12 protein-coding genes are annotated in these 13,891 nt (G+C 43.3%); 5 read left to right on the top strand and 7 right to left on the bottom strand.

The window, feature by feature from the left end:
- The first annotated feature begins 289 nt into the window (after positions 1 to 289).
- Positions 290 to 2,824: a zinc-dependent metalloprotease gene (locus tag GSY63_RS18300; protein ID WP_166587277.1), complete on the top strand. Its 2,535-nt coding sequence runs from the start codon at positions 290 to 292 to the stop codon at positions 2,822 to 2,824.
- A gap of 192 nt (positions 2,825 to 3,016) precedes the next feature.
- On the opposite strand, the gene GSY63_RS18295 is transcribed toward GSY63_RS18300, so the two are convergent.
- Together GSY63_RS18295 and GSY63_RS18290 are read right to left on the bottom strand one after the other, a co-directional pair.
- Positions 3,017 to 3,709: a DsbA family oxidoreductase gene (locus tag GSY63_RS18295; RefSeq protein ID WP_166587276.1), complete on the bottom strand. Its 693-nt coding sequence runs from the start codon at positions 3,707 to 3,709 to the stop codon at positions 3,017 to 3,019.
- Positions 3,710 to 3,867: 158 nt separating this feature from the next.
- On the bottom strand, positions 3,868 to 4,224 hold the full coding sequence (locus GSY63_RS18290; RefSeq protein WP_166587275.1) for a glycoside hydrolase: 357 nt from the start codon (positions 4,222 to 4,224) through the stop codon (positions 3,868 to 3,870).
- A 127-nt stretch (positions 4,225 to 4,351) separates the two neighbouring features.
- Between GSY63_RS18290 and GSY63_RS18285 the strand changes: the two genes are divergently transcribed.
- Positions 4,352 to 4,552, top strand: a complete 201-nt coding sequence (locus GSY63_RS18285) for a hypothetical protein (protein WP_166587274.1) — start codon at positions 4,352 to 4,354, stop codon at positions 4,550 to 4,552.
- On the opposite strand, the gene GSY63_RS18280 is transcribed toward GSY63_RS18285, so the two are convergent.
- Positions 4,553 to 5,473, bottom strand: a complete 921-nt coding sequence (locus GSY63_RS18280) for a hypothetical protein (protein ID WP_166587273.1) — start codon at positions 5,471 to 5,473, stop codon at positions 4,553 to 4,555.
- Positions 5,474 to 5,647: 174 nt separating this feature from the next.
- On the opposite strand from GSY63_RS18280, the gene GSY63_RS18275 reads away from it, so the two are divergent.
- The gene (locus GSY63_RS18275) at positions 5,648 to 6,826 is read left to right on the top strand and encodes an aldose epimerase family protein (protein WP_243749264.1); all 1,179 of its coding nucleotides are present in this window, start codon (positions 5,648 to 5,650) and stop codon (positions 6,824 to 6,826) included.
- 72 nt (positions 6,827 to 6,898) lie between these two features.
- Here GSY63_RS18275 and GSY63_RS18270 read toward each other — a convergent pair whose 3' ends face one another.
- Complete coding sequence (locus tag GSY63_RS18270; protein ID WP_166587272.1) at positions 6,899 to 9,328, bottom strand: outer membrane beta-barrel family protein; 2,430 nt, start codon at positions 9,326 to 9,328, stop codon at positions 6,899 to 6,901.
- A gap of 187 nt (positions 9,329 to 9,515) precedes the next feature.
- Here GSY63_RS18270 and GSY63_RS18265 point away from each other — a divergent pair, with 187 nt between their 5' ends.
- Together GSY63_RS18265 and argH are read left to right on the top strand one after the other, a co-directional pair.
- The gene (locus tag GSY63_RS18265) at positions 9,516 to 10,439 is read left to right on the top strand and encodes a DUF72 domain-containing protein (protein ID WP_166587271.1); all 924 of its coding nucleotides are present in this window, start codon (positions 9,516 to 9,518) and stop codon (positions 10,437 to 10,439) included.
- Positions 10,440 to 10,645: 206 nt separating this feature from the next.
- Complete coding sequence (argH, locus tag GSY63_RS18260) at positions 10,646 to 11,980, top strand: argininosuccinate lyase (RefSeq protein ID WP_166587270.1); 1,335 nt, start codon at positions 10,646 to 10,648, stop codon at positions 11,978 to 11,980.
- A 132-nt stretch (positions 11,981 to 12,112) separates the two neighbouring features.
- Here argH and GSY63_RS18255 read toward each other — a convergent pair whose 3' ends face one another.
- The 3 genes from GSY63_RS18255 to GSY63_RS18245 all read right to left on the bottom strand — a co-directional run bounded on the left by GSY63_RS18255 (position 12,113) and on the right by GSY63_RS18245 (position 13,799).
- Positions 12,113 to 12,751 (bottom strand): HAD family hydrolase, encoded by a 639-nt coding sequence (locus GSY63_RS18255; RefSeq protein WP_166587269.1) that lies wholly within the window; start codon positions 12,749 to 12,751, stop codon positions 12,113 to 12,115.
- A gap of 117 nt (positions 12,752 to 12,868) precedes the next feature.
- Positions 12,869 to 13,555, bottom strand: coding sequence for a DUF1345 domain-containing protein (locus tag GSY63_RS18250; RefSeq protein ID WP_166587268.1), 687 nt, complete (start codon positions 13,553 to 13,555; stop codon positions 12,869 to 12,871).
- Positions 13,556 to 13,598: 43 nt separating this feature from the next.
- Complete coding sequence (locus GSY63_RS18245; protein WP_166587267.1) at positions 13,599 to 13,799, bottom strand: YwbE family protein; 201 nt, start codon at positions 13,797 to 13,799, stop codon at positions 13,599 to 13,601.
- Positions 13,800 to 13,891 lie beyond the last annotated feature (92 nt).

Below are 13,891 nucleotides of genomic sequence, written 5' to 3'. Positions count from 1 at the left end.
GTTATTTGATAAATATAGCGTTTTATAATTCTGATGAGTTAGTGATAAGGACACACCCCTAACCCCTCTCAAGAGGGGAGAGAAAAAGATCCATTAGTTCCAATTACTCTCTCAGGAGGGGAATTATTAATCAACCAGTAACTTTTTTGTTAATTCTGCATTATTTTAAAGTGTTTCCGCATAAAACACTTAATTTTCTTGAAAAGTATTTGAGAAAATGTCATCGTGAGTCGGAAAAATGCTTTGCTATTGCATCAAAAACAAAATAAGTTCTCTAAACTATTAAACTATGAAGTATTATTTACCCTTAACTGCGGCTATGCTGGCATTAAGCGGGGTGTCGTTCGCGCAGAACAGACAGCCAAGCGATGGTGCAGGGCGTGGTAGCGAAGCCAGGCCGGCAGCTTCAATTGCCTCCATTACTCAAAACCTCAAAAAGTACGAGGGCTTTTTCGATTTTTATTATGATGAAAAAAGCGGAAAGGTTTATCTCGAGATCGACAAATTTGATCAGGATTTCCTGTACTTCAATGCTCTTGCTGATGGTGTTGGTAATGGTGGGGCCGAACGCGGTCAATCAACATCGGTAATTACCCATTTCACTAAAGTTGGCCCTAAGATATTTTTGGTACAGCCGGTTACCAATTACCGTTCGGTAAACGGTAATGCCGACGAGAAAAAAGCAGTTGAGAATGCTTTTGCCAAATCAATACTTTGGGGTTTTACTCCTGCAGCCGTTGAGGGCGATAAGGTACTGGTAGATATGACGCCTTTTCTGATCCGCGATGTTCAGAAGATTGGTGATAACCTGGGCACCGGCCGTGGTAACCTGGGGAGTGCTATTGCGGCCGCCGGCCGTGGTGGTGGCGCAGCAGGTGGCGGTTATCGTTTAGATGAAACACGCTCGGCTATTAATATCGAAAACACGAAGAACTTTCCTAAAAATAGTGAGTTTGAAGCCTTGATTACCTTTACAGGTGGTAGCGGAGGTGGCGGCGGTCGTCGTGGTGGCGGTGTCGCTGCTGATCCAAGTGCGGTAACCCTGCGTATGCACCAGGCTTTTGTACAATTGCCCGATGATGGTTTTAAGCCCCGTAAGTTCGACCCGCGGTCGGGCTTTAACGACTTTAGCTATTACGACTTTTCATCTCCGATGAATGAGCCATTGATTAAACGTTTTACAGCACGGCATCGCCTCGCTAAAAAGAACCCTGGCGCAGCCATAAGCGAGCCTGTTGAACCGATAGTTTACTATATAGACCGTGGCGCACCTGAGCTGATTAAAAAAGCCCTGATAGAAGGTGGTTCATGGTGGAACCAGGCATTCGAAGCGGCTGGTTATAAAAATGCTTTCATCGTAAAAGAACTTCCCGAAGGCGCCGACCCTATGGATATGCGCTATAACGTAGTAAATTGGGTAAACCGCTCGGGCAATCCGCAAAGGGCTTTCTCATACGGTATGTCATACATCGACCCACGCACTGGCGAGATCCTGAAAGGTGAAGTAACGCTGGGTTCAGATCGTCACCGCCAGGATTATATGCTGGCCGAAGGTTTATTGCAACCCTATATCGATGGCAAACCTATCCCTAAAGCAATGGAGCAAATGGCATTGGCGCGTATCCGCCAGCTATCTGCGCACGAAATTGGACATACCCTTGGTTTGTACCACAACTATACAAGCAGTACGCACGACAGGGCTTCAGTAATGGATTATCCCTTTCCGCGCTTTAGTATGAAGGCTGATGGCACTATAGATGTGTCTGACGCTTATGCAAAAGGTATTGGAACCTGGGACAAACGTGCTATTACCTGGGGATACTCAGATTTCCCTAAGGGAACCAATGAGGATGAGGCGCTTGATAAGATCATGAAGGAAACCCTGGCGCAAGGCCACATCTTTATCCCGGATATTGGTGGTGGCGTGCACCCGCTTTCGCACCAGTGGGATGAGGGTAACAACGCGGTTGATCAACTGACCAAACTGATGACCATTCGTCGTCACATACTGGATAATTTTTCGGAGAAAGCTATCCGTCAGGACGCACCGATGGCCACTTTAGAAGAAGTGTTGGTGCCTATGTACCTGCTGCACCGTTACCAGATCGAAGCGGTATCTAATTCAATCGGTGGCCAATACTTTACCTACGCCCTTAAAAATGATGGCCAAGTGGTTACCAAAATGATTGACCCGGCCGAGCAATGGCGTTCTATTGATGGTTTATTAACGACCATTACACCCGATGCCTTAGCATTACCAGAAGCACTAATCGCTAAAATTCCACCGCGCCCGGTAGGTTACCCCTCATCGGTTGAGACCTTCGGCGGTCATACCGGCGTAACTTTTGACCCGCTTGGCGCTGCCGAAAGTGCTGCAAGTACAACATTAGGTTACATGCTTGATGCTGACCGTGCAGCCCGTTTAATTGAATATAATTCGCGCGATAGCAAGCAACCTGGCTTTATGCCAATGGTTGATAAATTGCTCGAAAAAACCTGGAAAGCCCCGATTGAACCGGGCTATAAAGGAGAGTTGCACGTGCTGGTTAATAACCTAACCATCAAATACCTTTTGCAATTAGCCGCCAATACTCGCGCCGGTGAAAATGTAAGGGGAGAAGCATTACTAAAGATAAGCGAATTAGCTACCTGGATAGGCAGCCAAATGGTAACTGCGCCGCCTAAACAAAAGGCAGCTATGTATTTTGCTATGTCGCAGATCAATGAGTTTCAGAAGAACCCTGAGAAATTCCAACCCGCCGAACCGTTGGATATGCCGCCGGGAGCACCGATCGGTATGCCATCAAACGAGTTTGAGTTTTAAGGCTCAGGCATCCTGATGATAGAAAAGCCGTCCCGATTAACCCGGGACGGCTTTTCTTATTTAAAACTTCGTTTTGTCATCTCGAGAGATCTTGAGAGATCTTGTGAAGTATGCTTATCTAAAAGGAAACCCGTACAAGATTCCTCCTACGTCGGAATGACACGCTAGATAAACGACAATTATAAAATGTTCTTAACAATTTTCGCCATCAACGTCGCAGCTGTTATCGCTGTCGGCGATAATTTCTGGTTGCTGATCTGCAAAAGCTTTTTGCAAAGCATCTAAAAATACAGCTTCGGGTTGTGCACCCGATACCGCATATTTTCTGTCTAATACAAAAAACGGCACAGCGCTGATCCCTAATTCCTGGGCCTCACGCAAGTCGTAATGTACTTCGTTAGAGAATTGGTTCGCGGCCAAAACAGACTTTACGTTTTCCGGATTTAGTCCAATATTTCCGCCTAATTCGGTCAAAACATTATGATCGGCAATGTTTTTACCGTCGGTAAAATAAGCACGGAATAGCTGTTCTTCGGCCCCAACACCTAAACCATTCAGTTTAGCGTAGTGCGAAAAACGATGAGCATCGAAGCTATTCGCCACAACGGCCTGATCCATGTGATAAACCAAACCAACTTCGGCTGCCATATCAGTAACCTGTTGGTTTAACTGGCGTGCATATTCGGGCTGCCAGCCTTTGGTTTCGGCTAGGTAATCGTGTATGCTGATGTTAGGATCTGTTTTTAATAGTGGATTTAACTGGAAGCTTTTCCACTCGATCTCTATCTCATCTTTGTGCTCAAAATTAGCAAGTGCATGCTCAAACCTCCGCTTACCGATGTAGCAGAACGGGCACATCACATCCGACCATATTTCAACCTTCATAATTTATCTTTTGTTGAATACAAAGATAGAATGCTGAAAACAGAAAGGTGTAAGCGAAAGGTAAAAACCTCTCCCTGGCCCTCTCCAAACGGGAGGGGCTTTATCAGTAACATGTATTATTACTTCTTGATTCTTGACTCTTGATTCCAGCTTTCTAACTACTGTGCTCTTTTAAGTGTTGTGTGCAACACAGAACCTTGAACTTCGATATTAAGTGTAACTGAGTCGCTAAAGAACTTTCCCGATTGAGGAATTTCAATGCCGCTTACGTTGGTGGTAAACATAAGAGAGTCGCCTTTAACCTTGCCATTTTCAATAGCCGAAGGGCCGTAAGGAGATTCTGCAACGCCGGTTAGCTTGTCGCCATCTACTTTAAAAGTATAGGTTAAAGCCAGGTCGTTACCTTGCATGTTTACGCTGCCTATCCATTTACCGTTCAGATCGGCAATTACAGCCAGAGATGCCAGCACGCAGCAGCATACTAAAATTGATGTGGTCAGGAATTTCTTGTACATAGTTTTATATGGTTTTATGCTTACTAATTTACCGTAATAATGTAAAGTTCAAATTAAATTAAGCATTTATCTGAACAAATTATCGCCACAATGTATTAATAAATAGTACACTTAAGTGCAATACCCCATGGCTACAGAAAATATCAAACACTATAAGTTTATAAACAGCAAAACAGGCAATGCGATATACTACTATTCCTCAAGTAGCACGGCTAGCGCCGCCGAACTAAAACAGGAGTTGGAAAAAATAAGAGATAAAGTAGCATCAGAAAACGGCGTATTTATGGAAACCGTTTATTGGGAAGAAATCTCTGAGGGACCTAAATAATTAAAATCCGTTTATAAAATACTGGTAAATAGGCGCGTAAACCCCTTCGCTGGTGGTGAAGTAAGATTTGCCATCGCGACTAAAGCCAATGGCCTCACCCTGGTGTTCTTGTTCGTAAGGCATTTCTTTCGGCGCGCGTTGCATGGCTTTCCAAACAGGCTCGCCGGGTTCGCGCTGCCAGTAATAAACAGTGGCATAGCTTTTCAAAAGTATTTGTTTGCCGTCGGCGGATATATCTCCGGCGGTTATCCAGCGCATTAGCGGTAAGCCTTTAAAATGCAGCTTGCATTGGCGGGTGAGTGTTACCGTATCACCGTTATTAAATTTAAGCGGCGTAGTATAAACGGCTACCGAGTCCTGGCGTTTAGAAACTATATAAAGCAATTTTTCAACGGGGTCTAGCATCAACGTTTCGGCATCGCGTGGGCCATCAGGATATTTCAAAAACAGGGTAGAGGTATTAAGGTTGATTTTTTTAGCGCTGTCTTCGGCAGCTACTGTTGGTTCGTTAAAGCGATAAATAGCAATGTCTTTATGATTTCCTCCATTATCGCCAATATCACCTAAATAAATATAACTTTTGTTTTTTTGCGGGCCTGGGCCAACTGCAATGTCTTCGCAATCGCGTACGCCAAACCGGCCGCTATAGGCGCCGGTAAAAGTGTAGGTAGCCTTTAATTTACCCTGAGCATTGATAGCAAAAAAACGACTGGTGTCGCCACTATCATTATGCACATAAAAAATGTCTTGATTGATAGCAGACGCCGATATGCCGGAGATTTCGTTCATCTCCTTATCCTGCAAACGGCCTGTATTTAACCCTTTTTGGCTGAGCCTATGGTGTGCGTAGGCAGCAAAAAACATGGTAACTACTATGAGTACCAGTACAATCCTTCGCTTCTTTATCTTTTTTTGTGTCATTACTTATTGAACGCGCAAAAATACGGTTACTATATGAAGTTTTTATTAAGCATTTAATTTTATTGCTAAATTGGCATCGTTTACGGGTAACTTTAAATAAAGTTTTAATAATATTTAAAACTTTGAAACCAAATTGAAAACCCATAGTTTCATTACCTTAAACATCGTACCAAAATGCAATTATCAAGCCTAAAAACCAGGATGGGGTTATTGCTTGCCGTATCGGCAGGTATTTTAGCATCCTGTAATACTAATCAAGCAAAAAACAACGCTACCATGACAGACAGCATTGCGATCAGCAAAATGTTACCAGCCGAATCGGGTTTTGAACAAACTATCGACGGAAAACAAGTTAAACTTTACTATTTGAAGGGTAAAAACGGCATGCAAGCTGCAATTACCAATTACGGCGGCCGCGTAGTTAGCCTTTTGGTAAAAAGCCAGGCAGGTAACATGATTGACGTTATTGCAGGGTTCGATAATTTGAAAGGCTACCAGGAATCATCGAGCAATTACTATGGGGCATTAATTGGCCGTTATGGGAACCGAATTGCCAATGGTAAATTTAAACTAGATGGTAAAGAGTATAGCATGTTTATCAATAATGCACCCAATACGCTACACGGCGGCAAGGTGGGTTTCGACTCTAAAGTGTGGGACGCCGTGCAACCCAATGAGCATACACTGGAACTTACTTATCACTCTGCCGATATGGAAGAAGGCTTTCCGGGAAACCTTGATGTAAAAGTTACCTATGTGGTAACCCGTTACAATAGCCTCGAAATTACTTATGAGGCCAAGACTGACAAACCGACGGTTGTTAACCTTACTAATCACGCTTATTTTAACCTCAACGGCCCGGGCAGTGGTACAATTCTGAAACATATTATGCAGATCAATGCCGACGATTACACTCCTGTTAATAAAGACCTGATCCCTACCGGTAAAATTGAGAGCGTGAAGGGTACTCCGTTTGATTTTAGGGCTCCATTACCAATTGGCGACCGTATTGATGCCGACAACGAGCAGATTAAATTTGGCCACGGCTACGACCATAACTACGTGCTGAACAATCACAACGCGCAAATACCTGTTGCTACCGTAATTGGTGATAAGACAGGCTTAATACTAAAAGTGTTTACTACTCAGCCTGGTGTACAATTTTACACGGGTAACTTTATGGAAGGGAAATTTAAAATGAAAGGTGGCTTTCCGGATGCTCACCGAACAGCCTTTTGTTTAGAGACGCAACATTTTCCAGATTCACCTAATCAACCTACTTTTCCTTCTACGGTGTTAGAGCCGGGCAAGCCTTTTAAAAGCATTACCTTATACCAGTTCGAAAAGAAATAATTCTTGATTTAAGTAAACAAAAAAAGCGATAGGTCTAATTTCTGATCTATCGCTTTTTTTGCTTTACTTGGGCTATTGTTTACTTACGTCATCATTGTTAATGCTGCGCTGATTTTTCTTGATGTCGCTGCTTAGCTTGCCAAATTTGTAATTGAGGCTGACGGCAAATGTTCGGTAAATTTGATATTGAGTATTAGCCTGGTAAAAATCGGGAGTAGATGTAAACTGTGTATATGTGTAGTGCTTTTGGGTTGGGTTATTAACCACGCCGGTAATCGTCAGTTTTTTATTCAGTAGAACTTTGCTCAGTGATAATGAAGAATACATATAATGGTTCGATCCGCCCTGAAGCCATATTAGGTGGCTGTTGTAACCATAATTTGCACCAATGGTCCAATCATTCCCTGGTTTGTAGGTAGCACTTACATTGCTGGTAGTACGAGGACCCTCATTGCTGTAAAACTCGCCATTATAAGTTCCTTTTATCCAAACATAAAATAAGGCTGCGTTGAAATTTGCATTCAATTTTTTAGTGAGGGGATAACTGCCATTGATATTTAAACGCGCTGTTTTATACTTACCAACATTATCGTAAGTAGTTTCGCTAAGCGTATCGGATATCAATTTCGTTACGCTTACTATGCTATTATTAGTGTACATATAACTCAACTTGGCGCTGATATTACCTATGCCCGATTTATTGTAGGTAAGCTCGAACAAATGACTTAATACAGCGTGCAGATTGGGGTTCCCGGTGTTAACAATCTGCGGATTCGATCGGTCGACGAATGGGTTAAGTTGCCATATACCCGGGCGCTCGAGCCGGTTAGTAAAGCCAAAAGTTAAACTCTGATTTTTGCTGAAATTACGCATGACAGAAATTGATGGAATTACATTGGTATAATCCCTGTTTAAGCTGCTGCCATCGGTAATAAAATTGGCATCAACATGGGTATGCTCCATACGTGCGCCGCCTTTTAACGTCCACGAACCTGCTTTGTAAGTATAGGAATTATACAAGCTGTACACATTTTGATGGTAGTTAAAATCATTACTTAGCGTTGGGTCTTCGACAAAAATATCCTGACCATTTACATTCGTAAGATTCTCTACATCTGAATTGCTAAAATTCTTTCTGAAGATGCCCTTTGCGCCAGCCTCAATTGTTAACTGTTTAAGCGGGTGGACATAATCCAGTTGCAAAGTATGCTGGCGCGTACCTGCGTTGTTTTGCTGGTTATTATCAGGGCTGTTATAATTTACACGGTCGACGGTAGAAATATCACTATGATTCTCGTTGGAGAAATAAGTATACTGATATGAGGCTGTGAGCAGTTGTTTTTTGTCACGTTTAAAACCAAGCTGATAATTTAAACTTAAGTCGGTTTCGTCCCAACCGAAGCCACCGTTGTTCAACAAGCGGTATGATTGCGGTAGCGCATTAGGATCTTCGCTGGTAAATCGCGTTAAGCGGTCTTGATTTTGGTCAAAACGACCTTTGTCATATTCAATGGAACCTGTTAAAAGGTTCAGGGTATCAATTTCATAACTCAGTTCAACAGAACTATAAACGAATTTGCCTTTTGTGCTGTTACTGCCGTATTGCAAAAAGTCGGACACGGGCGCGTAGGTTTGCCTCTCGTTGGCAGAATTAGTTGTAACCCAAGGTCTGCCGCCGCCACCTATATAGCCCGAAATACCAAACTTGCCCTGTTTCATCGTTCCGGTTAAGTTAAGATTAGGCCCCCATGGAAAGTTGTAACGAGCCGTAATGCTACCATTATAACCGTCGTCAGCTGTTTTGCTCGTAATAATATTGATAATGCCCGCCAGTCCTTCGGCGTCATATTTTGCAGGTGGAGTAGTAATTACCTCAATTTTTAAAATATTGGTTGCCGGCATTGATTTCAATATATCTTTAGGGTTATTGGCCAGCATTTGCGATGGCTTGCCATTGATAAAGATCTTATAGCTTCCGCTGCCCTGCAACTGAATGTTGTCATCTCCATCTACCGAAACCAACGGTACTTTTTTAAGCATATCCATAGCGGTTTGGGCTTTGCTGTCAGGGTCGGCCTGTACATCATAGCTTACGCGGTCTATCTCTTGTTTAACCAACGGTTTTGAGGCTGTTACTTTAACTTCGTTTAGCTGGGATGTTGAAGAACCTAATACAATTTTGCCGAGATCGATATTTGCTTTGTCGATCTTTAAACCATCAGCTGGGATAGTTTTAGTTTGGTAACCTACCGAGATAACGTTAAGCAGGTAGGGTTTGAGTGGAAGGCCATCTAATTCGAATGATCCGTTATCTTTTGAAAGTCCGCTTTTAACTGGTTTTTTTGTTTCGGCATCTACCAATGCGATGGTAGCGTAACCCAGTGGCGTGTTTTTGGCGGAATCTATAATGACGCCTTTGATGGTTCCTTTTACCGGAACAGTTTGGGCATAAATAGGCGCGACAAGGCACGCCAATAGTATAGCGATTATAATTGCTTTCATAAGGCTTGTGTGAGAATGCTTGTTTAGTGTATTCACCAAAAGAGACACACGAAAAATGCCCACGTGACAGTTAAAGCGGATATTTTTTTTAAAAAGTGAAAAAGGCCCTTGAAAAATATTGAGCCGGTGCAATAGAAATTCCGAACTTTAGACAGCAAAAAACCTATCTTCAACAAAAATATATTGTATGGAATTTGGCCGGGTTGACCCACTATTATTAAAGGAAATAGACTTTACACTTCCGCCTGATACAGCTTTAACTACCAGTGTGTTAAAAGCAGCTAAGGGAACAGGGGAATTAGCGGTACATGTAGGTTGCGCCAAGTGGGGACGCAAGGAGTGGGTGGGGCAGATTTATCCACCCAAAACCAAAGACGCTAACTTTTTAGATGAATACGTTAAGCACTTTGATTCGATAGAATTAAATGCAACTTTTTATCAAACCTATGGGCCGGATACTATTGGCAAATGGGCGGATAAGGCAAGCGTTAATCCCGAATTTAAATTTTGCCCTAAGTTTTCGCAATCAATAAGCCATATCCGCAGGCTCAAAAATGCGGAAGAGATTACCACGCAATTTTACAATGGCATAATAGCCTTCGGCGATAAATTAGGGCCGCTGTTTTTGCAATTGAGCGATAACTTTACGCCTAAAAGCTACCCCGAACTTAAGGCCTATCTGGAACACTTACCTCACGATGTACCCGTATTTGTAGAGGTTCGACATAAAGAATGGTTTAATACGGCAGGTAAGGAGAATGATGTGTTTAAACTACTGCACGACCTGAATATGGGTGCGGTAATAACCGATGCATCCGGCCGAAGAGATTGTGTACACATGAATTTGCCAACACCTCACGCCTTTATTCGTTTTGTAGGTAACAGTCTCGATCCAACAGATTACCAACGTATAGACGATTGGGTTGCCCGTATTAAGAAATGGGCTGATGAAGGACTGCAATCCGTTTGGTTTTTTATGCACCAGCACGATGAGCGCTACTCGCCCGAGCTGGCTGACTATACGGTGAAAGAGATTAATAAAGCCTTGGGATTGAGTATTAGAAGGCCGCAGTTTATACCCACACAACCAATACAAGGAGGACTTTTTTAGTTTGAAGTTTGTGATATTGAGCAATAGCGAAGGAGCTTTTTCGCTTTTAAAGTTCGACTTGTCTATTCAAGAAGATTCTTCACTGACGTTCAGAATGACAAATTGAGGGATAGAGTGTTGTCTTGATTCTTGTCTCTCGATTCCTGATTCTCTTTCTCCCCCTTTAGGGGGTTGGGGGGCATTATTTTTTTATTCATCTTTGCAGCATGAGCAAACTATGGCAAAAAGAAATAGATAGTAATCAATTGGTAGATCAGTTTACGGTAGGTAAAGACCGCGAGCTGGATAATCAAATGGCAGCTTTTGATGTGCTGGGATCGCTGGCGCATACCAAAATGTTGGAAACTATCGGTTTGTTGAGCACTGAAGATCTGGAGGTAATTCAGAAAGAATTGAAAGCCATTTACCGCGAGGTAGAGGCCGGAGATTTTGCCATAGAAGCCGATGTGGAAGATGTGCATTCGCAAATTGAAATGTTGCTAACCCGTCGTATTGGCGAGGCAGGAAAGAAGATCCACAGCGGCCGCTCGCGTAATGATCAGGTTTTGGTAGATCTGAAACTGTTTTTCCGTAACGAACTGCAGCAAGTGGTTGAAGAAACCAGTACACTATTTCGCCAGTTGATTGAACTAAGCGAGAAACATAAAGATGTATTACTGCCGGGCTATACCCATTTACAGGTAGCCATGCCCTCATCATTTGGCTTATGGTTCGGTGCTTATGCCGAGAGCCTGATCGATGACCTGGAATTGGTGCGCGCCGCCTGGAATATCACCAATAAAAACCCGTTGGGTTCTGCTGCGGGCTATGGCTCTTCGTTCCCATTAAACCGTACCATGACAACCCAATTATTGGGCTTTGATGATCTGAATTACAACGTAGTTTACGCGCAAATGGGCCGCGGTAAAACTGAGCGTATTATAGCACAGGCGTTATCTGCTTTAGCCGCAACCTTAGGTCGTATGGCTATGGACCAGGCTTTATATCTGAGCCAAAACTTTGCCTTTATAAGTTACCCTGAAAATCTGACGACGGGTTCGAGCATTATGCCGCACAAAAAGAACCCCGATGTTTGGGAAATTATGCGTGGCCGTTGCAATCGTCTACAAGCATTGCCTAACGATGTTGCCATGATGACTGCCAACCTGCCATCAGGCTACCACCGCGAAATGCAGTTGTTGAAGGAACTATTATTCCCAGCCTTTGCCGAATTGAAACAGTGCCTGCAAATGGCAACATTTATGCTACAGCACATCACCGTTAAAACCGACATTCTTAACGATTCTAAGTATAACTATCTGTTCAGTGTAGAAGTAGTTAATAATTTGGTGCTCAGCGGCACACCGTTCCGTGATGCTTATAAGCAGGTTGGCATGGCAATAGAAAAAGGCGATTTTAACCCAGCCAAAGAAGTTAACCATACCCACGAGGGCAGCATTGGCAATTTAGGCAATGAGCATATTGTTGCCAATATGGATAAGATGTTGCAGAACTTTGGGTTTTATAAAGTACAACAAGCAATTACTGAGCTGACGAAATAAAGTCCACTACTACTGCCGCCCCGATTGCCATCGGGGTGGTAATACTGCTGTAAGTTTTCACCTTACGTAAGCTGAAAGCTTACAACAGAAAAGTCGCAAATTACGCTATGCTAAACTTGCGACAGCTAGTATTTATCCTTGCAACTCCATAAAATACTTCGTCAGGTCTTTGAAGTTGTCAAACTTCAGATCATAATCATCTGTATGCCCAAAGCCGTAGTTTACAAATACAAACGGGATACCCGCTATGCGGCTTTGCTGGCCGTCGCCTTCTGTGTCACCAATGTAGACCGGGTTTTTAAGGTTGTGCTTTTCGGCTAGCAGTTTGATGTTATGATTTTTGGGCATGTAATTTACACCATGCGCAAGTTCATCTTTGATATGCTCATCAATCCCCGCCCAATCAATAAACGAGCGGATGATACCTTTGGCGCAATTGCTCAGGATAAAAAGATCATACCTGGTTGCCAGCTCTTTTAAGCCTTCTCTTACGCCATCATATAAAGTGCCGCCCATTTGTGCAATTAAGCTGTGGCGACCATCGTTCACCGTGTTGTAAATCTGCTGGCGTTTCTCGTCATCGAAATCTGGCATAATTTCCCTGATCACCTTTTTGCCTTCCCAGCCTACCATTTTTGCGAGTTTATCGCGCTCGATAACAATGTCTATTCCCATATCCCGGAATACGTTATTCCAAGATTGCGCATAGGTTTCCACGGCGTCCCAAAGGGTGCCGTCCATATCAAATATTAAACTATCTGGTTTTTGCATATTTATATAAATCTAATTCCCATCTTGCCCAACGGACTCCTACGGAGAAAGGGGTTAGGGGTGTGTTCTTAAACAGTTATTTTAAAGTCCTCTCCTTGGGAGAGGATTTAGGAGAGCTCACCCGCCAACCAATCCCGAAATTACATTAATGCTCAGCGCTACAATTGCGGTATTAAAAGCAAAAGAGATCATGCCGTGTACCCAGGCCAAGCGCCTGATATGGCGGTCCGAAATTTCCACGTCAGATACCTGAAACGTCATGCCGATCACGAAGGCGAAGTATACAAAGTCGAGGTAATCTGGCTTGTCCTCTTTCGGAAACTCCAGGCCGCCTATCGGTTTCGCATCACCATCGTTACTCCTGTCGTAATACATGTGGGCATAACGTAGGGTAAATAGCGTGTGCACCAGCGTCCACGAAACAATAACAGAACTGATCACCAAAAAAATGTGTCCTGTTACGTCAGCTTGCGATGTTCCCTTCGATGTTTTAAGCAAAAATATAATGGCAAATAAGCTTACTATCGATGCCCCTATCACCAGTATAAAGATCATTGTCCGGCTCGAATCTTCCAACGTTGCAACTTTGCCGAAGTCGCGTGGATGGGCTGTGAGAATAATAAACCAGTCTACCACAATGGCCGTGCTGGCAAAGGTCATCCAGGTTAGCAATATCGTAGTTGATAGGGATACCGAATGCGCTACCGAAAAGCAGGTTATAGCTGCCAATACCAGTGCTAAAATTACCTTGTAATGGGCGTCCATGCGCAACAGGGGTTTCCGGGCTATGGGTTTGTTGGTCATTGGTTAAATGTAGTGTTTCTGGTAGATAGTTATAGGGGATAGCTTAGTCTTCTTCAAATATTTCTATCACACGACCTACTTGGCCGTCTTCTAATCGCACTTTAATCCCGCGCGTATGGTAAGGCGCGCTGGTTAATATCCTGTCTACAAATCCGCGTGTACGCTCGCCTGTGCGTTGGTCTTTCTTTAATATAATATCTACCTCGAGGCCCGGGTAAATGTCGCTTCTGGTTTTTCCGTCCATAAGGGCAAATATCTAAAATAGAATCAAGAGACAAGAATCAAGAAACAAGACTTGGCTAAGAAGAAGGTTTTGTCTTGATTCCTGATTCTCGA

The sequence above is a fragment of the Mucilaginibacter agri genome, from assembly GCF_009928685.1.
Taxonomy (GTDB): Bacteria; Bacteroidota; Bacteroidia; order Sphingobacteriales; family Sphingobacteriaceae; genus Mucilaginibacter; species Mucilaginibacter agri.
Note: the sequence above shows the minus strand (reverse complement) of the source record. Positions and strands in the feature narration are given on the sequence as shown.